This is a genomic window from Myxococcus sp. AM011 (assembly GCF_013372595.1).
GTDB classification, from domain to species: domain Bacteria; phylum Myxococcota; class Myxococcia; order Myxococcales; family Myxococcaceae; genus Myxococcus; species Myxococcus eversor.
Window position 1 is genome coordinate 1 of sequence record NZ_JABXEM010000161.1, and the last position, 26,132, is coordinate 26,132.

Here is a 26,132-nt window from a genome sequence, read left to right on the forward strand (position 1 = left end):
CTCCCCATGCAACAGCCCACGTCTCCTCGACCCACGCTGCGCGTGTCCGATGACCGGAGCTTCGTCGAAGCCGAGGCCTCCCTGGAGAAAGCCGGCCGCGTGGAAGAGCTGATTCGTCTGTACGAGGGTCGCTCGCGCGATGTCGCCACCGACGAGGCCGTGCGCCTGTTGTGCCGTGCCGCGGAGCTGGCGCACGAGCGTCAACGCAACGCGCCTCGCGCCGAGGAGCTGCTCAAGCGCGCCTTGCTCGTGGCGAAGGAGCCGCTGCCCGCGTTGCGGGGCCTCAAGCGGCTGCATGAGACGCGTCAGGACGCCGCCGCTCTCGCGGACGTGCTGGAGCGCCTGGGCAGCTCCACGCAGGGCGAGGAGAGCGCGGGCCACTACCTGAAGGCCGCGGACCTCTACGAGCAGAAGCTCTTCCGTCGCGACAGGGCGGTGCTGTGCCTGCAGCGCGCGGCGCGGGCGAAGTCGGACCGGGCCATCTTCCGGCGCGTGCGGCAGTTGCTCTTGTCCGAGGAGCGCTTCCAGACGGCCTTCGAGGCGCTGGAGCGCGAGCGCGAGGCGCTGGGCGACGCGGGGATGTCCGAGGAGTACGCGGCGCTGGCCGAGCGACTGGTGGATGACCCCACCGAGCATGAGCTGGCGCAGCGGGTGCTGGAAGTCGCGCGGACGCTGGAGCCGCAGAACGCGCGCGTGGAGAAGGCCACCCGGGCGCTGCAGCGCTTCGAGCAGACGTGGCGGGACCGCGTGCGGATGCTGCGCAGCATGTCGCTGGAGGAGCGCGACAGGAAGAGCGCCGCCCGGCTGTCGCTGCTCGTGGCGAAGCTGTTCGCCTGGTACGACCCGGGCGCCGCCGGCAAGGTGAAGGAGGCGTTGGACCGCTGCTTCCTGCTGTGGCCGGGCATGCCCGAGGGACTGTCGCTCATCGAGAAGATGGCGGCGCGCTCCGGTGGCGACTTCGCGGCGGCGATTGCGCAGATTGAATCCATGGCGGGCGAGGTGAAGGACCGCGCCGCGCAGGTGGACCTGTGGCTGCGCGTGGGCACGCTGCGGCTGGGCCGGCTGAACGACGCGCCGGGCGCGCTGGGGGCCTTCGAGAAGGCGGTGGCGGCGGACCCGTCGCGCGCGGACGCGGCGAGCCTCTCGGCGGAGCTGTTGCTGGAGGGGGGCAGGGCGGCGGACGCGGTGGTGGTGCTGGAGCGCTACCTGGGCACGGTGAAGGACAAGTCGGGCCAGGCCGCGATGCGGCTGCGCCTGGCGGAGCTGTGCCTGACGCAGTTGAAGGACGGCGCGGCGGCGCGCGCGCACCTGGAAGCGGCGCTGAAGCTGGACCCCACGCATGCGCTGGCGGCCTTCCAGTTGGCGCGGCTCCTGGCCGAGGACGAGGAGCTGGAAGCCGTGGTGCCGCTCCTGGACCTGGCGCTCCTGGCGCCGCGTCCCCGGGCGGAGCGGGTGGCCTTCTGCGAGGCGCTCGCGCTGATGTTCGAGGAGAAGGACGACGCGCGTGGCGCCTTCGAGGTGCTGTCGCGCGCGCTGGAGCTGGACCCCGCGCGTCCGCTGCTGCTCGGCTCGGTGGTGGAGCACGCGGAGAAGGCGAATGCGCGGCCCGCGCTGGCCCTGGCGCTGCAGCGCGCGGCGCAGGCTGCCCCGGTGGTGGAGGTCGCGGCGACGCTGTGGCGGCACCTGGCGCAGTTGCTCCAGGGCCCGCTGGCGGACCCGGTGCGCGCGGAGGCCGCGTGGCGCGAGGTGCTGGCGCGGCTTCCAGGTGACGAGGTCGCCGCGGAGGCGGTGAAGTCGCTGCAGGCGGCCGCGGCGCTCGCGGATGACCCGAAGGCCCGGCTGGAGGCGGAGGTGACGCGGCGCGAGGCCGCTGGCGCCGCGCCCGAGGAGCTGGAGCCGCTGGTGCGCGAGTGGATGCAGCTCGCGCCCGACGAGGTGGGCGCGGTGCAGCGGCTGCAGGCGCTGTGCGTGGCGCTGTCGCGCTTCGACGAAGCGGCGTCGCTGGCGGGACGGCTGGCGTCGCTGGCGGAGACGCAGCTGGAGCGCAACGAGTGGACGGCGCGGCAGGCCAAGCTGTACGCGGAGCGTCTGGGACGTCAGGAGGACGCGGCGGACCTGTTCCTGGGCCTGCTGTCGGAGAACGTGTCCACCGGTGTGGTGGTGGGCGGCCTGGAGCGACTGGCGGCGGCGGGGGTGCGGACGCAGGAGGTCACCGAGGCGCTGGCGGCGCACTACGGGCGCGCGGGAGACCACCAGCGACAGGTGGCGGCGCTCCAGCAGCAGCTCGAAGCCACGACGGAGCCGACGGCGCGCAAGCGCCTCTACTCGCTGCTGGCGAGCATCCACGAGAAGCAGCTCGCGGACAGCCGCGCGGCCTTCGACACCCGGGTGCGCGTGCTGCGCGAGGACCCGAGGGATGACTCCACGCGCGCCGAGGCGCTGCGGCTGGCGAGAGACTTGTCCGCGCACGCGGAGCTGAGCCGGGTGCTGCGCACGCTGGCGACGGAGGCGGAAGACCCCACGCTGGCGCTGTCGCTCTTGACCGAGGCGGCGACGCTGACGGAGGAGGGCGGGTTGGTGGCGGATGCCATCGCCGCGCTGGAGGCTGCGGTGGAGCGGGCTCCGGAGTCGGGTCCGGTGCTCCAGCGGCTCGTGCGGTTGTATGGGCGCGCGGGACGTTCGGCGGACGCCGAGGAGCTGCTGCGCAAGCGCATCCACGGCGCGCGCGGGGCAGAGCGACTGGAGCTGCTCCTCCAACTCGTGGACCTGAACGTGGAGCTGGGCCGTCCGGCGCAGGCCGCCGAGGCGCTCAATTCAGCGCTCTCGCATGGCGCCGAGGAAGGCCGGCACCTGCCGCGCCTGGCGGAGCTGTACGAGAAGGCGGGCCGTACGCGCGAGCTGGGCGAGACGCTGGCGCGGATGATTGGCCTGGCGGAGTCGGCGGGCGAGTCGGACAAGGTGTCGCGTCTGAAGCTGCGGCGCGCGCAGTTGCTGCAGGGCACGCAGGACGGCAGCGCGGAGGCGGTGCAGAGCTACGCGGACATCCTGCTCCAGCGTCCCTCGGACCCGGATGCGCTCGCTGCGCTGGAGGCGATGCTGGCCTCGGGGCCTTCGCGCGAGGCGGCGGCGCGCGTGCTGCTGCCCGCGCTCGAGCGGACCAAGGACCACCGCAAGCTGGTGGCCACGTTGGACGTGTTGGCGGAGGTGGCGAAGGACGACGCGGCGCGGGTGCAGGTGCTGCGGCAGGCCGCCCAGGTGCATCTGGCGCACCTGCGGCAGCCGGAGCTGGCGTTCGCCGCCCTGGCGCGGGCCCTGCGGCTGGCACCGGGCGACGCGGGACTTCGCTCCACGGCGCGTCAGGCGGCGGAGGACGCGGACTCGGTGGACAGCTACGCGGAGATCATCGCGGAGCTGGCGGAGGAGGGCGACGTGGGGCCCGCGCGCGGCGCACTGCTGCGCGAGCTGGCCGAGGTGCAGGAGAAGAAGCTCGACGACAAGGCGGGCGCGGTGAAGGCGCTGCGTGCGTTGTTGGCCCTGGAGCCGGGCAACCTGGACAGCCTTCGTGCCTTGCAGCGGTTGCACCGCGCGGGCGAGGAGTGGGCCGCGCTGGCCGAGGTGCTGGAGAAGCTGGCCGCCGCGTCGCCGGAACCCGCCGAGCAGCTCGCGTTCCTGCGCGAGGCCGCGCTGCTTCACGAGACGCGCCTGTCGGACCTGGAGAGCGCGTCGGAGGCGTGGCGGGCCATCGCCGAGCGCGACTCGGCCAGCCGTGAGGCCGCGGCGACGTTGGACCGGCTCTACACGGAGCTGGAAAAGCATCAGGACCTCGCCTGGGCGCTGGCGCTGCGCCGCAACCAGGAGGGGCAGAGCCCGCAGGGACGAGAAGTCTCCTTCCGCCTGGCGGAGCTGCAGCGCACGGTGCTGGACGACCCGAACGCGGCGCTGGGCCTCTACAAGCGCATCCTCTCCGAGGACTCCGGCCACCCGGGCTCGCGCGCCGCGCTGGAGGCGTGGGTGAAGGCGGCGGTGACGGCCAGTGGCGCCGCGCTGGAGGTGTTGGACCCGGTGCTCGCGCAGGTGGGGGACCATGCCCGCCGCGTGGCGCTGCGCGAAGTGCGGATGGAGTCGGCCCTCACGGTGGAGAAGATCCTCCTGTCCGGAGAGGTGCGCCGCATCTACGAGCGCGACATGCGGCAGCCGTCGCTGGCCTTCATGTCGGCGGTGAAGTCCTTCGCGCAGGGATTGGACCGGGACGGCGTGCGTCCCGACCTGGAGCGCCTGGCGCGCGAGACGGGCAGCCACGAGGTGCTCGCGGAGATCTACGAGTCCGCGGCGGTGGAGCTCACGGAGGGAGAGCCGGCGGCGTTGGAGTTGCTGCGTCGCGCGGCGGAGATTCGCGAGTCGTTGGATCAACCCGAGGAGGCCGCGCGGCTCTGGAAGAACCTGCTCGCGGACGCCCCGCAGGACCGTCAGGCCCTGGAGTCGCTGTCCCGGCTGTACGAGAAGGGCCAGAACGCCAAGAGCCTCTCCGAGGTCTACACCCGTCAGGCCCAGCTCTCCCAGGACGCGGAAGAGCGCGTGGGACTGCTGCTCAAGGCGGGCGAGGCCTACGCCAACTCGGGTGAGGACGCGCGGGCCGTCGAGACGTACCGCTCCGCGCTCGCGCTGCGGCGTGTGCCCGAGGGGTTGCTCGCGCTGGAGAAGTTGTACGCGAAGGCGCGCCGGTTCGTGGAGCAGGCGGACGTGCTGGAGCAGCTCGCCGAGGGCGCCGCGGATGACGCCGCGCGACGGAGCTGGCTGCTGAAGCGCGCGCAGTTGCTCGAGAAGGAAGTGGGGCCGACGGAGGCGCTGCCGGTGTATCGCCGGCTGCTGGAGCTGGCGCCCGGTGACGGTCAGGTGGTCGCGGGCCTGGAGCGCCTGATGGCGCACGATGGGCCCCGCGTGGAGGCGGCACGCCTGCTGGAGCCCGTCTATCGCGGCCTGAACGACACGCGAAAGCTGGTGGAGGTGCTGGAGGTGTTGTTGCCCGGCGTCGCGCCGGAGCGGCGGCTGGAGCACATCCAGGAGATCGCCACCCTGCGCGAGGCGTTGGGGCAGACCTCGCTCGCGTTCGTCGCGCGGCTGCGGGCCTTCAACGAGTTCCCGCAGGAGACCTCGGTGCGTGACGAGCTGGAGCGGCTGGCGGCCGACTCCGGTTCGTTCGAGGAAGTCGCTGGCGCCTACGAGGACCAGCTGGAGCGCGACACGCAGGAGCCGCTCGCGGGTGACTTGTGGCGCCGGCTGGCGACGCTCTACGACAACCGCCTCAAGCGCTACGACCTGGCGGTCCGGGCGCTGGAGGAGGTGAGTCGGAGGGACCCGAAGAACAAGGCGGTGCTGGAGTCCATCTCCCGCGTCCACCGTCGCACCGGTGCGCACCGTGAGCTGGCGCTCGTCATGCGGCGTCAGGTGGCGGCGGAGCCAAGCCTGGCGTCGCAGGTGAATCTCCTGTTCGAGCTGGCGCACCTCGCCGAGGAGACGCTGGCGGACAAGGCGCTGGCGGCGCAGGCGTACCGCGAGGTCCTCGCCCTCAGGCCGGAGAACGCGAACGCCATCAAGCTGCTGGGACGCGTGCTGGCGGACATGGAGCGCTGGCCGGAGCTGGCGCAGCACATCGAGCGGGAAACCCAGCTCGCGGACGCGCGTGGCGCACAGGAAGAAGCCTCCGACCTGCGCGTGCGCCTGGGCCGACTGAAGTTCTCGCGCCTGGATGACCCGCGCGGAGCCCTGGAGTTGTACCAGTCAGTGCTGGCGCGCCGGGCGGGACATGCGGGCGCGGTGGGCGCGCTCGAGGAGATGGCCCGCTCGGAGAGCCCGCTGCGAGGAGCCGCCGCCAGCACGCTGGAGCCTGTCTTCGTCGCGGTGGGCAACCACCTGAAGCAGGTGGAGATGCTGGAGTCCCGCGTGTCGGCGGAGGCGGTGCCGCAGGAGCGCGCGGCGCTGTTGCGTCGCATCGCGGAGATGTATGCCGGCCCGCTGGAGAACGCGGAGATGGGCTTCCTGGCGGCGACGCGTGCGTTGCGCGAGCTGCCCGATGACCTGCGCTCGTTGGAGCTGTGCGCGTCGCTGGTGGACCGGGCCGAGGCTCCCGAGGAGCTGGGCGCGGTCATCATGGAAGTCGCTCCCAAGGCGGGCGACGCCGCGCGGGCCGAGCTGTACCGGACCCTGGCGCGACTGCAGACGGACCTGGGTGAGCCCTCCGAGGCGCTGACGTCCTGGAAGCGCGTGCTGGAGCTGCGTCCCACGGACACCGAGGCGTTGGATGGCACGGTCCGCCTGGTGGCCTCGCAGGGCAAGCCGTCGGAGCTGCTGGAGGTGCTGCGCCGTCAACTCGCCGTGGCCGAGGAACCGGCCCGTCGCGCGGTGGTTCTCTTCCAGATTGGACATCTGCAGGAGGAGCAGCTCCAGGACGCGCTCGGTGCGTTGGCGACGTTCCGGCGGCTGCTGGAACTCAAGCCGGACGACATGGCCGCGTTGGAGCGGATGGAGGCGCTCTGTCAGAAGCAGGAGCGCTGGCCGGAGCTGGCGGACGTGCTGGCCCGCCGCATCGCGCTGATGCCCCCGGAGGCGGGCCTGGAGCTGAAGTTCCGGCTGGCCTCGGTGCGTGAGACGCGGCTGTTGGACCGGACGGGCGCGCTGGCGCTGTACGGCGAGGTGCTGACGGTGCAGCCCAACCATCCCGGCGCCGTGGGCCGGATGGAGGGCCTGGTGTCGCGCGAGCCGCAGAACCTGCTCGCGGTGGAGACCCTGCTGCGGGCCTTCCGCGCGAGCGGCGACGTGCCCCGGCTGGCGCAGGTCATCGAGACGCGCGTGGGTGTGTCCGCGGACTCGTTCGAGCGCAAGGCGCTGCTGGGCGAGCTGGCCACGCTGCGTGAGTCGCAGGGCGAAGTGGAGCTGACGTTCCTGGCCCTCTTCCGCGCCTTCAAGGAGGACCCGAACGACGGCGAGGTGCGCCGGCGGCTCGAGAACGCGACGGACGCGTCCGACGGCTATGACGAACTGGTCGCCGCGTACGAGGAAGCCCTGCCACGCGTGGCCGAGGCCGCGGACGCGGCGCAGGTGTGCCTGAAGCTGGGCCAGTTGCTGGAGTCGAAGCTGCGCGACTCCGACCGCGCGGTGTCCTACTACGAGCGGGCGCGCACGCTGCACGTCGCCGTTCAGGGGCGGGCGCTGGTGGCGTTGGACCGCCTGTACATGGAGCTGCAGGCGTGGCCGGAGCTGGCGGGAATCCTGGAGGCGCTGGTCTCCACGTCCACCGAGCAGGTGGATCGCGTGGGATACCTCTTCCGCCTGGGGCAGCTCTACCAGGAGCGGCTGGACAGTCCGGACCGCGCGGCGGGAGCGTACGAGGCCATCCTCAAGCTGGAGCCCGGACATCTGGCCTCCGCGCGGCTGCTGGAGAGCATCTACGAAGGCGCCTCGGCGTCGGAGAAGCTCTACGCCATCCTCAAGCTCCAGGCCGACAAGGTCGTGGGGCCGGAGCGAGACCGCGTCCTCGCGAAGATGGCGCAGGTGTCCGCCGAGGGGCTCTCCGACCTGGGCGGCTCCATCGAGCTGTACCGCGAGCTGCTGGCGAAGAACGCGCGCAACGACCAGGCCTTCTCCGCGCTGGAGTCGCTGTACGAGCGCGCGGACCGGCCGCAGGACCTGCGCGAACTGCTCGAAGGGCGTCTGGCGATGACGCTGGACCCTCGCGAGGTGGTGCGCCTCAACGAGCGGTTGGGCCGCGTGGTGTACCGGCTGCTCAAGCAGCCCGATGCGGCCGTGCCGTACTTCAAGGCGGCGTTGGACCGGGACGCGCGCAATCGCGCGGTGCTCGACACGCTGCGCGAGCTGTACGATGAGACGGAGCAGCGCGAGGAACTCGTCGGCGTGCTGCGCCGGCTCATTCCCCTGCAGGAGAACAGTGAAGGCGTGAAGGCGCTGCGCCTGCGCCTGGCGGAAGTGCTGGCCGGCATGGGTCGTCGCGAGGAGGCGCTGGACGCCGCCCGCCGCGCGCTCGAGGTGGAGCCGCACCTGGTTCAGGAACTCGTGCGTGTGCACGCGCTCTTCGTCTCCCTGCGCGCGTGGAATGACGCCGTGCGTGCACTGGAACTCAAGGTGCAGGTACACCTGGGCGCCGAGGAGCGTGAGCAGGCCGTCGCCACGTACTTCGAGGTGGCGGACCTGTGGGCGGGGCCGGGTGGCAAGCCCGAGCAGTCCTCGGGGGCCCTGGAGAAGGTGCTGGAGCTGGACCCGTCGAACCGCACGGCCTACGGGCGGGTGTGCGAGCTGTACCGCACGTACAACGACTGGCGCGCGTACGCGACGGCGGTCGACCGCTACATGCCCCACTTCGTCACGGACGAAGAGAAGATGGCCGCGCTGCGCGAGCTGGCCCGGGTGCAGGAAGAGCGGCTGGGTCAGAAGGACGTGGCCTTCCTGGCGCTGTGCCGCGCGTTGCAGCTCGACCCCTCGGACGACTCGCTGCGCGAGGAAGTGGAGCGTCTGGCGGACGAGACGGGCAGCCACGAGGAACTGGCCGCGGTCTTCGAGGAGGTGGCGGACGAGCTGCCTCGCGGCCCGCTGGCGGAGCGGCTCTATGCCACGCTCGCGCGAGTCCATGACACGCGCCTGGATGACCCGCAGGCCGCGGAGGCCGCGTTCCGGAAGATTCTCGAGTTCGACCCGACCAACGCCACCGCGCTGGACGGACTGGCCGCCGTCTTCCACCGTCGCGGCCAGGAGCGCGAGTACGTGGTGGCGCTGGAGCAGAAGCTCGAGGCCGCCGGCTCCATCGAGCAGCGCAAGGGCATCCTGAAGGAGATTGCCCGCGTCTGGGACGAGAAGCTGGAGGACCCGTCGGAGGCCGCCAGTGCGCTCCTGCGCGCCCTGGAGCTGGAGCCGGACGCGGAGACGCTCGGCGTGCTCACCGCGCTGTACCGGCGCCAGCGCGCGTGGCGCGACGTGGCGATGACGCTCCTGCGCGCCCGCGACCTGGCGGACACGGCCGAGGAGCGCGCGCGCATCCAGGTGGAGGTCGCCGGAGTCTTCGAGAGAGATCTCTCCGATGACGACTCCGCCGTCGCCGCCTTCCGGCAGGCGCTGGAGCTGGACCCGGTCAACCGCGAGGCGCTGGAGTCGCTGGAGCGGCTGCACACCAAGCTGGACCAGCCCGCGGACCTGCTCGCCATCTACGAGCGGATGCTGGAGCTGAGCGAGGACTGGCGCGAGAAGGTCCGCGTCCTCTTCCGCAGCGCCAGCATCTGGGAGGACAAGTACCAGAACCCGGCCAACGCGGACGTGTGCGTGGAGGGCGTGCTCTCCATCGACCCGCAGAACGTCCAGGCCATCAAGGTCCTCATCCGGCTGCGCCGGGCCCAGGCGCGCTGGGAAGACCTCATCAACGCCTACGAGCGGCAGCTCTCCCTGGCCGTCAGCCCGCAGGAGCAGGCCGAGCTGTACGTGGACATCGGCAACGTCCAGTACCAGTCGCTCAAGGTGGTGGACCGGGCCGTCAACAGCTACCACGCCGCGCTCGCAGCGGACCCCGAGAGCCGTCCCGCGCTGCACGCCCTGGGCAACCTGTACGAGCGCAGCGGCAACTGGCCCTTCGCGCTGGAGATGCTCCAGAAGGAAGCGGAGCTCGCCGGCCAGTCGAAGGACGCGGTGGAGCTGTTCTACCGCTTGGGGAAGATCAACGAGGACATGCTGATGGACTCGGGCAGCGCCCGGAGTGCCTATCAGCAGGCCATCGCCATCGACGCGGGCCACCTGCCCAGCATCCGCGCCCTCAAGGGCATCCAGGAGCAGGAGAAGGACTGGAGCGGCTACGAGCAGACGCTGCGCCAGGAGGCGGAGCAGACCGAGGACCCGGCCGCCAAGGGCCGCGCCCTGCTGGACGTGGCGCGCTACCACGCGGAGACGCGCGAGGACCGGGACACGGCCACGGGCTACTGGGAAGAGGCGCTCAAGCACATCCCGGACAGCGTCGAGGCCGCGCGCCCGCTGGCGGACGTCTATATCGCCCACGAGGAGTGGGCGATGGCCGAGCGGATGCTGGACATCGTCACGCGCAAGCTGTCGGACAAGGCCATGGTGGAAAAGGACTCGGCCACCGCCGCGGACCTGTGCCGCCAGCTCTACCGACTGGGCTACGTGGCGGAGAAGCTGGGGCGCCGCGACAAGGCCCTGAGCTGCTACGAGACGGCGTACGAGCGCGACGCGACGTACCTGCCGGCGCTCGAGGGCTACGGAAACCTGCTGGTCCAGACGCGCCGCTACGAGGGCGCGCTCAAGGTGTTCCAGACCATCCTCATCCACCACCGCGAGGACCTCACGGACCTGGAGGTGGTGGAGGTCTACTGGCAGCTCGGTGACATCCACGCCGCGCTCGGCCAGGTGGACCGCGCGCAGAACCACTTCGAGAAGGCGCTCGCCATCAACCCGGGCCACGAGCCCACGCTGCGCGCGCTCGTCGTGTTGATGGACAAGGCGGGGCAGTTCGAGAAGTCCGCCGACCTGCGCCAGCAACTCGTCGCCGAGCTGGAGGGCGAGGCCAAGGCGAAGGTGTACCTGGACCTGGGCCGCATCTCCCGCGACGAACTGCATGACCCGTACATGGCCATCGACGCCTTCACCGGCGCGCTCAAGGTCCAGCCGGACGCGCTGGAGGTGATGGACCAGCTGTACGTGCTCCTGCGCGAGACGCGTCAGGGCCAGAAGGCCGCGGATGTGCTGGCGCGGATGCTGGCGTTGCCCGCGCTCGCTTCGGAGCCGCACAAGGCCAAGCGCGTGTGGTTCGCGTTGGGCGAGCTGCGCCGCGATGACTTGAAGGACGTGGAGGGCGCGACGCAGGCGTTCAACGCGGCCCTGGACCTGGACCCGCGCTTCGTCGAGGCGTTCAGCTCTCTGGAGGCGATGCTCGGCGGTGCCCGCCAGTGGAAGCAGTTGGAGGAGAACTACACGAAGATGCTCGGGCGGCTGCCCAAGACGCCGGAGACGCACGTGGCGCGCATGGCGCTGTGGCGGGCGCTGGGAGACCTGTACCACCAGGTGCTCAAGCATCCGGAGGGCGCGGTGGCCGCCTATGGCGTGGCCGCCAAGGGCCTCCCGGACGATGCGGCGGTGCAGGAGGCCTTCGCGGACCTCGCCGGCAACATGCCCGGCAAGGAGGAAGAGGCCATCGCCGCGCTTCGTCGCGCGCTGCCTCACACGACGGATGCGCGCAAGGTGTGCGGGCAGATCGTCCGGCTGGCGGCGCTGCGCAAGGACTACGACCTGGCGTGGCTCGCGGCGCAGGCCGCGTCGGGGCTCCTGGGTGAAGCAGGGGAGGACGAGAAGGAGATCCTCTCCAAGCTGGGGCCCTACGCGAAGAAGAAGGAAGTGGCGCAGCGGCCGGTGGACGACCAGCTGTGGCACACGCAGCTGTTCCACCCGAAGTCGCGGGGCCCGCTGGCGGAGCTGCTCGGGCTGCTCTTCGCGAAGGCGGGACACCTGTACGCGGTGCCCTTCACCCAGTACCAGCTGGTGCCCAAGAAGCACCGCATCGACGTGGCCAGCGCGCAGGAGTACCACGTGCACCACTACCGCTACGTGGCGCGCCTGTTGGGCATGGAGGGCGTGGAGCTGTACTCACCCTTCCTCGTGGCGACGCGCGAGCGCATGGCCAAACGCTCCAACGAGCCCGCACCGGAGCCGCTGGTCAACGTGGAGCTCCTGCAGACGCACCCGCCCTGCGTTCGCGTGGGTGGCAAGTACTTCGCGGAGCAGGGACAGAAGGAGGTGTACTACCTCCTGGGGCGTGCCCTCGCGCTGGCCCGTCCGGAGCTGGCCTTCGCGCAGTACGTGCCCGCGGAGCGACTGGAGGCCATCCTCCAGGCGGCCCTCAACCTCGTGGTGGGCAATGTGCGTGTCGCCGAGTCCCTCCACGGCGTGGAGATGGAGCGGCGCGCCCTGGAGAAGGTCCTCACCGACGTGGACCGCGCGGCGCTCGCGAAGGCGGCGCGCGCCTGGCTTCCCACCGCGACACCTCAGTCCGTGCGCCAGTTCCTGGAGGGCGCGGAGCTCACCGCGTCGCGCGCGGGCCTCTTTGTCGCCGGGGAGATGGAGCCGGTGCGCCGGCTGGTCCAGGGGGAGACGGGGAGCTCGTTCCGGGTGGCGCCTCGCAACAAGCTCAAGGAGTTGCTCGTCTTCGCCACGTCCGAAGAGCTCCACAACCTGCGTGTGGCTGTTGGCACACACGTGGAGGTGCAGGTTCGTCGATAGCACGATAGAACCCCGAGAAGGGTTCACGCGTTGATGAGCGACCGGGCGGTCAAGGCACTGATCCTTGACCCCTCCAGTGGGCACTTCTACGATTCCGACGGGATTTCTCCCGTCATTTCCGAGGCTTGCGGAAGAGATGCGTTTCGTCTGTGACAGCTGCCGCGCGCAGTACATGATCAGCGACGACAAAGTTGGCCCGAAGGGGGTCAAGGTTCGTTGCAAGAAGTGCGGCCACAACATCACCGTGCGCCCAGCGGGCGCCGCGGCGGGGAAGGATTCCCCGTCGGAGCCCGCGACTTCTTCCGCCCCTGCCTCCGCCTCGAACGGCGCGAGCACTCCGAGCAAGGAGGCCGAGTCGTCATCGTCCGCCTCGCTGCCCGCCACGCTGGGGACTCCGCCGGAGGGCGGGCTCTTCACCGACGTGGAGGAGGACGAGATTGGAGCCGTGTTCGACCAGGTCCTCAGCTCTGGCACGCACAAGATTCCGACGGGTGAAGCCCTCGGAGAAGCCGCGGCGCGCGAAGCCACGGCGGAGAACGTGCGCAAGCTGGCCGAGGCCGAGGACGAGCCCGACAAGGAGGAGGCGAAGCCCCAGGCCTCTTCGCACGACTGGTATGTGGCCATCGACGAGAAGCAGGTGGGGCCGCTCTCCGTCGAAAAGGTGAAGGACGCCTGGGACCGCGGAGAGGTGGGACCCGACAGCCTCTGCTGGCGCTCCGGCTTCAGCGACTGGATTCCCCTCTCGGAGACGGCGGAGCTGGCGTCGGTGCTCGCCCCGCGTCCGTCGAAGCCGACCATCGTCGCGCCTGAGCCGGTGTCGGGCACTTCGCCCACGGTTCAATCCGGGCCGGTGCAGTCCGCGTTCAGCGCGGGCAAGGTGTCCAAGAACGACAGCTCGCCCCCGCCGTCCTCTTCCCACGAGGCGCCGGCGGGCTGGAAGCCCTCCGCCGCCAGTGTGCTGGCCTCGCTGGTGAAGGAGGAGAACGACGCGTTCTCCAAGCCTCCACCGACGCCCGCGCCTCCGCTGGGCCGCGAGCCCGTGTCCCAGTCGCGCCTGCTCGATGTGCCCATGCCTCCCCCGGAGCCGGTGTCTTCTCCGTCGCTGATGGGAGCGAGCGCGGCCATGGCCGCGCAGATGGCGCAGCCGCAGGCCCAGCAGCCGTATCCTCATCCTCAGCAGCCCATGGCACCCTATGGGCAGCCCGCGCAGATGCCGTATGGGCAGCAGCAGCCCGCGCACTATGCGCAGCCCGGTCCCGCGCAGTATCCGCCGCAGGGCTATGCGCCCACGTATGCGCAGCAGGGTGGCGCTTCCTCGCAGGGCGGCAAGAACCGCATGGGCCTGATGGTGGGTATCGCCGTCGGGGTGCTGGGGCTCGGCGGTGGTGTCCTTGCGTTCACCCTGAAGGGTGACAGCAAGGTCGAGGCTCCGGTGACAACGCCGGTGGCCGCGCCGCCTGTCGCCGCGGCGCCTCCGCCTGTCGCGGCCCCCGTGAATCCTCCGCCCGTGGCCGCGCCCGTGCAGACGCCTCCCGTCGTGGTGGCGGGAGCCCCTGCGGGTTCGGCAACGCCTCCGCCCGTCGCGGCTGGAACGCCCGATGCGGCGAATCCGGCAGTGGCCGCTGGGACGCCGACGCAGCCGGTGGCGACACCTCCGCCCGCGGTCGTCGCTCAGGCGCCGGTCGTGGCCACGCCTCCGGTGGATGCGGCGAAGCCGCTCGACTCCGCCGTGGCGAAGGTGGAGCGTCCATCAACACCGCGCAAGGCGGGTGGTTCCTCGTCCGCGGGTCGCAGGGAAGAGCCCGAGGAGCGTCCCGTGGCGCGCGCGGAGCGGCCCGCTGCGAGCGATGGCGACGACGACTTCGACGAGCTGTTCGGCACGAAGAAGCCGAAGAACGAGCCCAAGCCCTCTGAGTCGCGGCCCACCGCCTACATTCCTCCCGAGCCTGGGGGCGGTGGTGTGCGCGACACGCTCCAGCGTTCCGACATCATGGAGGTGGTGCTGAACAACAAGCCCGCCATCGTGAAGTGCGTGAACGAGCAGAAGAAGAAGGACCCGATGTTGAGCGGCAAGCTGGTGATGCGGTGGACCATCCAGACGAGTGGCAAGACGGCAAACGTCACATGCAAGACGGATGAGTACCGCACCACGTACATGGCGAGCTGCATCTCGGGGCTCATCAAGAGCTGGGCGTTCCCTCGTCACAAGAAGCAGGGCGAGCCCATCGACTTCCCGTTCACCTTCTGAGCGGGCGAGGGGCTTTCCGGGTCCGGTGTGACACGTGGGGCGCGCCTGGGGCTGATGTGAGTGTTCGCTTTCGTGAGGGCTGAATTTCCGCGAAGGCGATGCGTTGGTAGGCGTGTCGACACTCGTTGACACGTCAGGACGGGCGGGACTAAAGCCGAGCCGCTCGCATGGACGTCGGGGTCTGAAGTCAGTGGCCGGAGGCCCCCAGAGAGACGTTCCAAGCAGACTCACGGAGGGATTCTCAACATGCAGCTTCGCAAGATGATGCTGGTGCTCACGGCGCTGGGCGCGATGAGCGGTTTGATGGCCGGTTGCGGTGACGACGAGCCGGGTAACTCGCTCTGCACCTCGAACGACGAATGTGCCGGCACGGAGATCTGCCACCCGGATGCGGGTGTCTGTGTGACGACGTGTGATGTTGGTGCCGACTGTCCGGACTCCGCGAAGACGTGCGCGCCCCTGGGTGGCACGAGCAGCGAGGCCAACACGCGGATCTGCCAGTGCTCCACGGACGTGCTCTGCAACGGCGGCGCGGACTCCGAGACGACCGACATGGTCTGCTCCGACCTGGATACCGTTTGCGTGCCGAAGTGCGGCTCGAACAGTGATTGCGGCACCGGTCGCGTGTGCGACACGGCGTCCGGCCAGTGCGAGGAAGACAGCTCCACCGGCGACACCTGCACGGGTACCGGCCAGAGCACCTGCCTCTACGGCGACTTCTGCAGCAGCGGTACCTGCACCCAGGTTCCGGCGCCTACCTGCGCGAACTTCACGCCTGCCCAGGGTGGCAAGCAGCCTGTCTGGACCATCTCGTCCACGGGCCCGATCATCTACGACATCACCCAGGTCTCCTTCGGCCAGGACTCGTTCTGTGGCACGGGCAGTGGAACTACCGGCATGACCGCGAAGGCCCGCGTCCGCGCTTACCAGCCCGCGACTGGCACGGCGACCTTCCCCGCGCAGAAGTCCGATCTTCCTGGCCTCTTCTACGTGCGCGTGAATGGCAGCACGCTTGCGGGTGATGCTCTCATCCGTCCTTCTGAATACACGACGTCGAACGGTGGGAAGAACGCGGAGTTCACCATGAACTTCTGCCCCGACTCCGCGGCGACGACGCTGTCCATTGGCCTGTACTTCACCAATGGTAACGAGATCTGCGCTCAGCTCAGCCGGTAGTTCGCGGAGCATGAGGTCCTCACCTGTGCGGTGAGAATCAGCACGGAGCCTCATCCCTATCCGGGGTGGGGCTTCGTGCGTTTGGGTTGCTCGGTTTCAGGAGTTCGAGCGCAGGAAGGGGGCATGAATAAGGCCTCCCCTCCTCTCGTTTGAATGTGCGACGGCGCTTGGCGCCAGATGACGGAAGTGAAGGAGACCTCTATGAGTTATCGTTTTGCAGCGCTGTGTGTCGCCGCTTTTGCAACGCATGCCTTGGCTGAGGACTCTGCCATCGGTCGCGATGTCCGCCTCGAGTGTCCTGCGGGAACCGTGCAGAAGGGCGGCCGCGTGAGCAAGGACATAGGGGTTTACTGCGTGAGAGTGGGCTCGACGCCCAAGAAGCCCGCCCTGCATGGCCCCTACGTGGACTTCTGGGCCAGTGGTCAGAAGCAGTCGGAGGGGCAGTACAAGGACGGCTTCCGCTCGGGTCGCTGGACCTTCTACGACGCCAACGGCGTGAAGACCGGGGAGACCCAATTCGAGAACAACGACTACCACGGCCAACGCGTGGAGTATTTCCCCAACGGCGCCAAGAAGATGGAGCAGAACTGGGTGAAGGGGAAGCGCGAGGGCATCGAGGCGACCTATGCCGAGGACGGCAAGAAGGTCTCCGAGGTTCAGTACTCGGCGGACAAGCCGCTGGCTTCGAAGTAGTCCACTCGGCGCTTCCTGGCAGGACCTGAGGCCCTCTCTCCCTTGGAGCGAGGGCCTTTCTTGCTTCTCCTGAGGGCTTTCCCGAACTGCTTTGCTCGGATAGGAAGATCGGCGTGAAGGCTCCGACCCTAACCCCAGTTCTCCCCGACATTCCCGTCCGCATGGTCGCCGAGATGGGCATTCGCGAGCTTGAGCGCATCCGCCTCATATTGCGAGGGGGCTCGGTCATCGACTGGCGGCGGATGCACTTCCAGGCACGGGACGAGGTCGACCGGTTCCTCCGCCTCTGCCAACTGGATGTCTCTCGGCCCTATGACGAGGCCTGGGCCCGCCTCGTGCTGTCGGAGGCGGTGGTGTACCTCCGCAAGACCTTCAACTATCGGGTGGCGGATGCGGTCGCCAAGCCAGAGGAGATTCACGACCTCTTCCTGCTGGCTTCCGGAGCCAAGGGCAATGCCCGGCACCGACGCATCGCCTGCGTCGTGCTGAAGGTGATGCACGTCATCCAGCACATCGAGGGAAGAGACCTGCTCTTCCGTCTCGCCATCTCCGAGGCCGAGTTGGCGGAGCTGGTGACGGAGAAGGTGCTGAGCGTCGCGCGAGAGATGCAGGAGAAGGGACTGCCGGTGGTGGAGTTCGCGCACTCCATCAAGACGCAGGACTCCCTGGTCACCAAGCTGCTCGCGAAGAAGGAGACCGTGGCGGCCCAGGTCTATGACCGCACACGGTTTCGTGTGGTAACGCGCTCGCGCGAAGATCTGCTTCCTGTCCTGTATTACCTCACGCAACGCCTGTTTCCCTTCCACCTCGTGGTGCCGGGGCAGACTGAAAACACGCTGCTTCCGTTCAAGAGCGTGTTGGAGGAGTACCCGCAACTTCGAGCAGTTCACCCCGAATCTCCACCTGGACAGGAACTACGAGGACCGGGAGGACCGGGGAGGCAACACCTTCTCTGGCAGCAGCTACCGGGCACTCAACTTCGTGGTTGATATTCCGGTGCGAATGGATGCCTACCTGCCGCTGCCCGAAGAGGACACGCGGCAGAGGAAGGGCCGCGTCGTCATCTCACTCGTGGAGTTCCAGATTGTCGATGCGGAGACCGCGCGACAGAACGAACTTGGTGAGAACTCGCACGAGGCCTACAAGCGCCGCCAGAAGAAGCGGGTTCTCAAGCGGCTGAGCCAGGGCCTCGTTGTGCCTAAAAAACAGGGATGAGTCCACGCGGTCGGGGTATTCCCGCCCGTCCTGAAGCTGGGGGGGGGCCTGGGCTCCCTCCCAACAACATCAGTGGTTCTCTCGGGCGACGTAGATGTTGGTGCCCGCTCTTGTTTCCATCCATCCGACGATGAGATGACCTGCTTCATCGAGTACGGGCACGGGCTGAGTCCTCACGTTCGTTGAGCGGCGATGCCTCGCTGTGCTCACGGATAGTCGTACGTGACTTCGAGTTCGGCCAGTTTAGGGTCAGTCTCGCTGTCCGATTGCAAAACATCAGCAACACCATCGTTGTTGGTTCCGAGTTCGAAGCGAAGGCGATACTGAGTTCTCTTGTTTCTGGCGACCCGGTTGCCCCAGTCTGTGGTGACCATAGGGGTGACGTCGATAGTGGATGGACGACCCAGTTGGCCGGCGAGAACGCTGACTCCCGAAGAGAGCGGCTGACTATAGTATGCCACCTCGACTCTTGGATTGTAGTCGACATCCACGGGGATTTCTTCTCCAACATCCACGGGTTCAAGCAGAAGTTGACCAAGCTGTCCGTATGGGTTTCCTTGCTGGTATGTCACCCACCACTTGAGCCGCGCTTGTCGGATGACTGTGAGCTCTTCAGGAAGGCTTGCCAACTGAAAGCCGAGAAACAGCCTGTAGCGATGGTTGCTGGTCCAATCCCCAACGAAGGCGATGTTGTAATATGTTGTCTGACGAAAGAAGTCAGGGGCGGAGACTCCTCCACTGGTGGGTGGGTCGAAGTCGAACGTCATCGTCCCCTGTCGCATGGTCCTGAAGTTCTGGATGGCTGTTTCAGCCATTGCATTTCCGGCGACGTCTCGTGCGCTGGTGGAGACCTGCCACCGGAGTTCCGTCCCAGGCGCGAGACCCGTTGGCAGAGTATAGGTCACGATTGTCGACGCAGCATTCCATGCGAACGTGCCGGCATTGAGGCCGGCGTGCGATAGAATCGCGAATGCTGATTCAACCGAGGCTCTATTCATGGGCTCCGAGAACATGACCTCGAAGAGAGGGTTTCGGTCGACTCCGATGGCTGTGTTCATAGGAATCGTTGAGAGCACCGTGGGAACAGTTGTGTCGGGAGCAGGGCCTGTCGTGGTGAACGAGAATGTATGAGACCCATTAAGGGCATTGCCGGCGAGGTCCTGACCTGCCACGGTGACTGTGTAGAGCGTGTTTTCGCTCAGTGGAGACGCGACTCCCATGGTGAGTGTCGTGCCTTGAAGGCTCCAGGCCTCATCGACGAGGTTGAGCTCCGGCGCAACAGAGACTTGAACAGTGCTCTGGTCCATGGCTTCGGAGAACGTCAGCACCAGGCCCGTGTGGATGGAAACCTGCGTTGCCCCGCCTGCCGGCGTTGTGGTCCGAATCGTTGGTGGGAGCGAGTCGACAGGCCCAGAGTCAGGCGTGCCTCCTCCGTCCTGCGTTGGACCGGCATCGACGGGAGGCTGCCCCGCATCCGGCGGATCCACGATGTCCGGAACATCGATGCACCCAATCCACAGGAAGACCGCGACAAGGGGGACGGAAAGGCGAAGTCGGTTCGTCATGAAAGGAGCCACTGTGCAGGGTGCGTTCCACGCTCTGGCCCCCCTTGGGAGCCCATCCCGGCCCCCAGATGCCTACCACGACGGCGTCAGCTCCGGTTCCCCTCGGCCAGCTGTGCCCCTGGCAGCCCGTCCGTCGCCATGGACCTCCATCCGTGAACCGCAACGCCCCGTGAAACGAGAAGCCCGCGCCCCTCGGACTCCTCCGAGCAGCACGGGCTTCACCGTCGACATGAACCTGGAGGACCGGCCCGGCCCTACTTCTTCTTCCGGTTCTTCTTCTTGTTGTCCTTCTCGCGCTTGCGGCGCTCCTTGATGGCGTCGCGGTCCTCGGGCTTCCCGCCGGCGGCGGGAGGGGCGTAGCCCATGAGGCGGGCCTTCGCCATGGCGGCCTGACCCATGGGCGGCGTGTAGCCGGGAGCCACCTGCGGCAGCTGCATGGGCATCCCCATGCCGGGCATGCCACCGCTCATCATCTTCTCCATCATCTTCGGGTCCCCACCGAACATGCTGGAGAGGTCCATGTTGCGCATCTGCGACAGCTGACCCAGCTGCTTGAAGCCGGGGATGCGGCCCAGCAGGCCCGGGTTCTGGCCGATGCTCCCCATCACCTGCTGCATCATCCCGAACTTCTGCAGCAGCTCGCGCACGTCCTCCGGCTTTCGTCCGCTGCCCTTCGCGATGCGGCCAATCCGGCTGGAGTTGATGAGGTCCGGACGCAGGCGCTCCTTCTCCGTCATCGAGTCGTACATCGACTCAATCTTGGTCAGCTCCTTCTCGTCCGGATTGAGCTGGTCGGTGAGGTCGCCGAAGAGGGGGAACTTCTCCAGCAGGTCCTTGAGCGGACCCATCTTCCGCACCATGCGGATCTGCTCGACGAAGTCCTTCATCGAGAACTGGCCGGACAAGAGCTTGCGCGCGTCGTCCTCGGCCTTCTTCTCGTCGACGACCTTCTCGAAGTCCTTCATCAGGCCGACGATGTCGCCGAACCCGAGGATGCGACCCGCGAGGCCCTCCGGGCGGAACTCCTCCAGCTTGTCCATCGACTCGCCCATGCCGAGGAACTTGATGGGCTTGCCGGTGACTTCCTTGATGGAGAGCGCCGCGCCGCCGCGAGCATCGCCATCCAGCTTCGTCAGGATGAAGCCATCCAGGCTCAGGCGCCGGTCGAACTCGGCGGCCGTGCGCACGGCGTCCTGACCAATCATCGCGTCGCACACCAGGAGGATGTTGTCCGGGTGGACGTTGGTCTTGATGGACTCCAGCTCGTTCATCAGCGCTTCGTCGATGGCGAGTCGACCGGCGGTGTCGATGATCACCACGTCGCACTTCTGCTCGCGCGCGGCGGCATAGCCTCGGCGGGCCAGCTCGGGTGGCTGCACGCCGGGCTCGTGGTAGACGGGCACCTTGAGCCGCTCACCCAGCACCTTGAGCTGATCCACGGCGGCGGGGCGGTAGATGTCCGCGGCGACGAGCAACGGCTTGCGCCCCTGCTGGAGCAGCCGGTTGGCGAGCTTCCCGGTGGTCGTCGTCTTGCCGGAGCCCTGGAGGCCCACCATCATGATGCCGGAGAGCTGCCCCTTCGGCTTGAGGTTCAGGCTCGTGTCGACCGGCCCCATCAGCGCCTCGAGCTCGTCGTGGCAGATCTTGATGAAGTGGTCCATCGGGCTGACCTTGCGCTTCTGGCCCGAGGCATCGGTGATGGTCGTCTGGACGAGCTCGCCGACGGCCTTCTCGCGGACGCGGGCGACAAACTTCTTCACCACGTCGAAGGCGACGTCGGCCTCGAGGAGCGAGACGCGGATGTCGCGCAGCGACTCGTCGACCAGCTCGGGGGTGAGCTCGCTCTTGCCGGCGAGGCGGTTCTTGGCGGCGCGGAAGCCCTTGGTGACGGTCTCAAGCATGGGGGGCGCTTTATAACAGGGGGAAGGTGGGATGCGACCGTGGAGCGCATCCCGGACGTCGAAGAGTGGAGAGCCGGGCACCCGGGCCCACCCGCCCGGGGTGGCCCAGGGCTTGGACCCCGAATTCATCAACGCTCTTGAGGGGTTGGAGCATCCCCAGCCGCCCGGGTACAGGACTGGGGGGCAGGGGAGCCTCCTCCCAGGGCCTCCGGATGTCCATGGCGCCCCCTGGGCGAAGCCATCCCCTGTGCGCGCGGCGCGGCTACCGCGTGAGGAACTCCCGGCGGCCACCCGTCGGAGTGGCCCGGGGTTCCGTCAACTGCGTGCGCAGCCACCGAGTGAGCAGCTCGTCCGCGAGCCCTTCCACGCTCGTCGCCTCGAAGAAGTGGGAGACGGGCATGTCGATGGACAGCTCGGTGCGGATGCGTCCGGTCAGCTCGATGAGCCGGAGCGAGTCGAGCGCCAGCTCCTGGAGCGACTGGAAGGGCGCGTCCGGCATCTGCCCCCTGAGCGCGACCTGGATGACCGTGCTTCGCAGGTAGTCCCGCATCAGCACCCGACGCTGCTCCGGCCGGGCGATCCTCATCGCCGCGAGCACTTCCGTGGAATCGACCAGGGGCCCCACCGCAGGAGCACGCGCGGGCTCCGAAGTGACAAGCCCGGGTGACGGGGTGACTCGCGGGGCGACGACGTCGGGGAGGAAGGCGGAGAGCGCCTGCCCCGGCGCGGAAATCGCCTGCTCCAGGATGGTCACGAAGTCGCGAAGCAGCTTTGCCGCCCCGTCCGCGTGGAAGCGCTGGCGGGAGAACTTGAGCGTGCCCGAGATGACGCCCTGCTCCTCGTGGAGCGCGAGGAACAGGTCGAAGTCGCACGTGCCGCCCTCGAGTTCGACGGGCTCGATGTCCAGCTCCGCGAACTGGAGCGGGGGACGCGGCGCGTGCTCAAAGGCGAAGAGCGCCTGGGAGAGGGGCTCTCCGCCCAGGTCGACTCCGTCCAGGAGCTGCATGGGGAGGTCCTGATGTGCCAGCGCGCCCGCGACGACTCCGCGCACCTGCTCCAGCAGTCGCTGGAAGTTCGGGTCGCCTCGCAGGTCTGCTGGCAACACCAGCAGGTTGACGAAGTAGCCGATGAGGTGCTCGGTCTCCGCCTGAGGCCGGTTGGCGATGGGGCTGCACACGAAGTGCTGCTCCTGCCCACCGGAGTGGCGGTGCAGCAGGACATGGAACGCGGCGAGCAGCACCATGTAGACGGTAGCGCCCTCCTCCTGGGTGAACTGGACGATGGCGTTGGCGAGCTCTGGGGAGAGCGTGATGGGCAGCCGCCCCTGCGCGCGCGGGCCCCGCGTCGCCACATTCCCCGCGAGGGCAGGCGAGGCGAGACGGGGGCCTTGCAACCGCTCCTTCAGGTGCTCCCGCCAGTACGACTGAAGCTCCGCGCGGGCACTGCCCTGGAGCCACTTGCGTTGCCAGAGCGCATGGTCCGTGCAGCGCACGTCCAGCTCCGTGAGGCGCGAGCGGCCCCCCTCGTGGAAGAGCGTGTACAGGTCCGAGAGGTCCCGGAAGAGGACGTCCTGGGACGCGTCGTCGTAGATGATGTGGTGGAAGTTGAGCAGGAGGACGTTCTCCCGCGCGCCGAGGACGAACAGCGCCGCGCGGAAGAGCGCACCCCGCTGGAGGTCGAACGGGCGCCAGGCCTCTCGATGCAGCGCCTCGCGCAGCCGGGCCTCCTGCTGCTCGCGTTGCGGTGCCCCGTCGCGCAGGCTGATGGTGGGGAGCACGAAGGCGCCGGGCGAGCGGACGCGCTGGACGACCTTGCCTCGGCTGGACTCGAACGTGGTCCGCAGGGACTCGTGACGGTGCTCCAGGGCCTCCAGGGAGAGGCGCAGCGCGCGCCAGTCCAGCGGGCCGGAGAGGCGGAAGGCCACGGGCAGGTGGTACGCGGTGCCGCCCGGGCTCGCCTGGTCCAGGTACCAGAGGCGCTCCTGCTGAAGGGAGGCGGGCGGGTCCTCGACGTGCTCGCGCGGCACCAGCGGTGGGGCTTCCGAGCGCAGCGTCCGCAGCCGCTGGAAGGCCCTCCAGATGTCCGGGTGCATCAGTCGGACTCCTGGTCGCCACGGCCGCGCAGCCGGTTGTCGGTGTCGCTCGCCACTGTCGGGTTCACGGATGCTCACTCCGGCTTCAGGGAATACGAGGTCCCTCGGGTCGATGGCCCGATGGGGCAGACACTGTCTTCGTGAGGTGGCTCACACGAGCTGTCGCGCGTGCTCCTGGAGCCGGACCCTGTCTTTCTTCCCTGTCGTCGTCTTCGGCAGGGCTTCGCAGGCGTCGATGCGCGCGGGAATCATGTAGCGGGGGAGATAGTCCGCGCAGTGCTGCCGCAAGTCCTGGGGGCTGGTGCTTGCGTTGTCGCGCAGCACGACGAAGGCGCGCAGCTCGTTGCCCGTGAGCTCGTCCGGGAGGGTCAGCGCGGCGCTCTCCTCCACATCCGGATGGCGCAGGAGGACCTCCTCCACGGCGCTCAGCTCGATGCGATGGCCTCGGACCTTGACCAGGTCATCCCGTCGGCCCAGGAAGCACAGCGTGCCCCCGCGCTCCCGGATGACGCGGTCCCCGGTCCGGTAGGCGAGGGGATGGCCCGGAATGGGGCCGAGCACCTGCCGCGTGCGCTCCTCCATGCCCCAGTAGCCACTCATGAGGGTAGGCCCCGCGACGCACAGCTCTCCCTCCTCGCCGTCTCCCGCCAGGACGCCGTCATCGCGGACGACGAAGACCTCGTCGCCGCAGCAGACCTGGCCGATGGGCAGCGGCGCGGAGCGCGCGAGGTCCGCGGGTGTGACGACGTGGAACGTGCAGACGTTCGTCTCGGTGGGGCCGTAGAGGTTGAAGTAGCGGGGCCTCGGCAGGGTGAGGACGAGCTGGCGCAGGTACTTGAGCGGGAAGACCTCACCGGCGAAGAGCACGGTGCGCAGGCTCGGGAATGCGTGCCGCGTCAGCTCGCCTCGGGCCACGAGCTGGGTGAGCGCCGAGGGGACCGAGTACCAGATGGCGATGTGTCGGTCCGCGATGAAGTCCGCCAGCTCGCGAGGGAAGACGGACAGCGAGGAGGGGATGAGCACGAGCGTCGCCGCGCACTTCGCCGTCGCGAAGAGGTCGAAGACGGACAGGTCGAAGTGGAAGGGCGCGTGACTGGAGACGCGGTCCGCGGCCCGAACCCCCGCGATGCTGGCCGCCCAGTCGACGAAGGCGTGAGCGGCGCGGTGGCTGAGCATGACGCCCGTGGGCTGCCCCGTGGAGCCGGAGGTGTAGAGGACGTAGGCCAGGTCCTCGGGCGAGGACTCGGCGAGCGGCTCCAGGGGGGCGCTGGACCCGGCGCGCACGTTGGCCCAGGTGAGCGTCACCGGGCCGCCCTGCTCGGGGGGAGCGCGGAGCGTGTTCGTCGGGCGCGCTTCCACCAGGATGATGCAGCGCAGGCTCTCCACGTCTCGCAGGGCGGAGTGCCAGGCGGGAGTGGTGAGGACGCCGGAGAGCGCGCAGTCGCGGACGATGAACTTCACGCGCCACTCGGGGGAGGCCGGGTCGATGGGGACGTACGCGGCACCGGCCTTCATGATGCCGAAGAGGCCGACGACGGCCTCCAGGGACTTGTCCAGGTGCAGGCCCACGCGGGCGCCCCGGCCGATGCCCTGCTCGCGCAGCGCGCGGGCCACCTGATTCGCCGCCGCGTCGAGCTCTCCATAGGAGAGGTTCCGCTCCGCGTCGAGGACGGCGAGGCGAGCGGGGGCGGCCCTGGCGCTGTCTTCAAGATACTGGAACAACATGGATGTGTTTCTCCGTCAGAGGCCCATGGAGCGGGCCACGAGCTCTCTCTGGAGCGCCGAGCTGCCGGAGAAAATCCGGCGCCCGATGCGTCACGGTGTTCTCGCTCCATCTCCGTCGCGGTGAGGTCGCCGAGCCCTCAGTGGACGACGTGTTCATGAGCAGCATTCTCCGAGGTGGCGCCGCGATGAAGCCTGTCTTTGAACGCGCTGAGGATGGACGGATGACAGGGGAATGTCGTTCGTCCCGGGGTCTGGTGCCCGCGCTTCCTTCAGGACAGTGAATTCCAGGATTGTCGCCGAATCTGAGAGGTCGGCGGACCGCGCTCGTCGAGCGGACGACAAGGGGCGTGCGGGGAGGGCACGAGTGTCCGCGCGCTCACAGGTCGAATCCGGATGGAGCGTAGTGGAGTCCGAGCCGGTGCGCCTTGACGTGTCAGCTCCAGGCCTTGAAACGTCAAGGCAATGGACTGACGTATCAGTGCGAAATCGCTGGTTTTTCAGGGGCTCGCGTGAGAGGCATTGGTATGGGGCTCGTTCTCCTGTGAGGAGCCTCATGAGTCGATACCTGCGGCGAGACGCCAATCCGCTCGACTACGACAATGCAAGGGCGGGAACTGACCGTGCTTCCGCAACGCTCCTCCTGTGGTGTTGGAAGGAGTGGTTGCCTTGGGATGGGTGGTTACTCCGGGTCAAGCGCCCAGGTTCCTTCTTCCCAACGCTTCAGCGCCTGCTGGGCTCCAAATGGTATCAACCCCTGCCCCTTGGCTGCTTCTTCCAGGACCGCTTTGGCTTCGACCGTCCGATACCGGAGCAGATGGGCAGCGGCCATGACACGCACGTCCATTCGCTCATGCTTGAGCAGCACGGCGAGCGCGTCGCGCCCGGCATTGCCCTGAGCCAGGAGCTTGTCGACGGCGTCACCGTACTTCCTGGCGTGCTTGTTCCCGGTCTTGGCGTCGCCACGGAAGATGGCCTCGTTCTGCGCGATGACGTTCTGGGCGAACTGCTCGACAAGATCCTCCAGTTTCATCTCCAAAGCCCCTTCCTGATGTTCTCGATGGCCAACACCCCGAAGTCACGCTGGGCTTCGAAGGACTGAGTGCTCAACTGGGCTTGATCCGCTTCAGTGGACACCAAGGAAGAGGCAGGTACGGTGTCCAACATGACGGAAGTGAAGAAGCCACGACGTCCCCGGCGTAGCTACACGGAGGAGTTCAAGGCCGGGGCGGTGAGGC

11 protein-coding genes are annotated in these 26,132 nt (G+C 68.5%); 6 read left to right on the forward strand and 5 right to left on the reverse strand.

Annotated features, from left to right (window positions below; genetic code table 11):
• Positions 1 to 6 precede the first annotated feature (6 nt).
• The 6 genes from HUW62_RS29090 to HUW62_RS49020 all read left to right on the forward strand — a co-directional run bounded on the left by HUW62_RS29090 (position 7) and on the right by HUW62_RS49020 (position 17,614).
• Positions 7 to 12,282, forward strand: coding sequence for a tetratricopeptide repeat protein (locus HUW62_RS29090; RefSeq protein WP_176436264.1), 12,276 nt, complete (start codon positions 7 to 9; stop codon positions 12,280 to 12,282).
• Positions 12,283 to 12,418: 136 nt separating this feature from the next.
• Positions 12,419 to 14,530: an adventurous gliding motility protein GltJ gene (gltJ, locus tag HUW62_RS29095; protein WP_176436259.1), complete on the forward strand. Its 2,112-nt coding sequence runs from the start codon at positions 12,419 to 12,421 to the stop codon at positions 14,528 to 14,530.
• A gap of 246 nt (positions 14,531 to 14,776) precedes the next feature.
• Positions 14,777 to 15,706, forward strand: a complete 930-nt coding sequence (locus HUW62_RS29100) for a hypothetical protein (RefSeq protein ID WP_255203699.1) — start codon at positions 14,777 to 14,779, stop codon at positions 15,704 to 15,706.
• A 354-nt stretch (positions 15,707 to 16,060) separates the two neighbouring features.
• Complete coding sequence (locus HUW62_RS29105; RefSeq protein ID WP_176436260.1) at positions 16,061 to 16,399, forward strand: toxin-antitoxin system YwqK family antitoxin; 339 nt, start codon at positions 16,061 to 16,063, stop codon at positions 16,397 to 16,399.
• Positions 16,400 to 16,560: 161 nt separating this feature from the next.
• Entirely contained in the window at positions 16,561 to 17,388 is an 828-nt protein-coding gene (locus HUW62_RS29110; RefSeq protein WP_255203700.1) for a TIGR04552 family protein, read from the forward strand.
• A 13-nt stretch (positions 17,389 to 17,401) separates the two neighbouring features.
• Positions 17,402 to 17,614 carry a hypothetical protein gene (locus HUW62_RS49020; protein WP_255203701.1) on the forward strand — a complete coding sequence of 71 codons (213 nt, stop codon included), beginning with the start codon at positions 17,402 to 17,404 and terminating at the stop codon, positions 17,612 to 17,614.
• Between the two features lie 206 nt (positions 17,615 to 17,820).
• Here HUW62_RS49020 and HUW62_RS29115 read toward each other — a convergent pair whose 3' ends face one another.
• The 5 genes from HUW62_RS29115 to HUW62_RS29135 all read right to left on the reverse strand — a co-directional run bounded on the left by HUW62_RS29115 (position 17,821) and on the right by HUW62_RS29135 (position 25,927).
• Positions 17,821 to 19,179, reverse strand: coding sequence for an Ig-like domain-containing protein (locus HUW62_RS29115; protein ID WP_176436261.1), 1,359 nt, complete (start codon positions 19,177 to 19,179; stop codon positions 17,821 to 17,823).
• Between the two features lie 254 nt (positions 19,180 to 19,433).
• A complete protein-coding gene (gene ffh / locus HUW62_RS29120; RefSeq protein WP_163862690.1) occupies positions 19,434 to 21,080 on the reverse strand; it encodes a signal recognition particle protein in 1,647 nt (548 codons plus the stop codon).
• Between the two features lie 262 nt (positions 21,081 to 21,342).
• A complete protein-coding gene (locus HUW62_RS29125; protein WP_176436262.1) occupies positions 21,343 to 23,172 on the reverse strand; it encodes a condensation domain-containing protein in 1,830 nt (609 codons plus the stop codon).
• A gap of 150 nt (positions 23,173 to 23,322) precedes the next feature.
• Positions 23,323 to 24,897 carry an amino acid adenylation domain-containing protein gene (locus tag HUW62_RS29130; protein WP_163862692.1) on the reverse strand — a complete coding sequence of 525 codons (1,575 nt, stop codon included), beginning with the start codon at positions 24,895 to 24,897 and terminating at the stop codon, positions 23,323 to 23,325.
• A 679-nt stretch (positions 24,898 to 25,576) separates the two neighbouring features.
• Positions 25,577 to 25,927, reverse strand: coding sequence for a DUF2019 domain-containing protein (locus HUW62_RS29135; RefSeq protein WP_176436263.1), 351 nt, complete (start codon positions 25,925 to 25,927; stop codon positions 25,577 to 25,579).
• Positions 25,928 to 26,132 lie beyond the last annotated feature (205 nt).

Bases quoted from the DNA above. Each gene is read 5' to 3' on its own strand.
- HUW62_RS29115 (WP_176436261.1), bottom strand. From the start codon at position 19,179: ATGACGAACCGACTTCGCCTTTCCGTCCCCCTTGTCGCGGTCTTCCTG.
- gltJ (WP_176436259.1), top strand. From the start codon at position 12,419: ATGCGTTTCGTCTGTGACAGCTGCCGCGCGCAGTACATGATCAGCGAC.
- HUW62_RS49020 (WP_255203701.1), top strand. From the start codon at position 17,402: ATGGATGCCTACCTGCCGCTGCCCGAAGAGGACACGCGGCAGAGGAAG.
- HUW62_RS29110 (WP_255203700.1), top strand. From the start codon at position 16,561: ATGGTCGCCGAGATGGGCATTCGCGAGCTTGAGCGCATCCGCCTCATA.
- HUW62_RS29100 (WP_255203699.1), top strand. From the start codon at position 14,777: ATGCAGCTTCGCAAGATGATGCTGGTGCTCACGGCGCTGGGCGCGATG.
- HUW62_RS29125 (WP_176436262.1), bottom strand. From the start codon at position 23,172: ATGCACCCGGACATCTGGAGGGCCTTCCAGCGGCTGCGGACGCTGCGC.
- HUW62_RS29090 (WP_176436264.1), top strand. From the start codon at position 7: ATGCAACAGCCCACGTCTCCTCGACCCACGCTGCGCGTGTCCGATGAC.
- HUW62_RS29130 (WP_163862692.1), bottom strand. From the start codon at position 24,897: ATGTTGTTCCAGTATCTTGAAGACAGCGCCAGGGCCGCCCCCGCTCGC.
- HUW62_RS29135 (WP_176436263.1), bottom strand. From the start codon at position 25,927: ATGAAACTGGAGGATCTTGTCGAGCAGTTCGCCCAGAACGTCATCGCG.
- ffh (WP_163862690.1), bottom strand. From the start codon at position 21,080: ATGCTTGAGACCGTCACCAAGGGCTTCCGCGCCGCCAAGAACCGCCTC.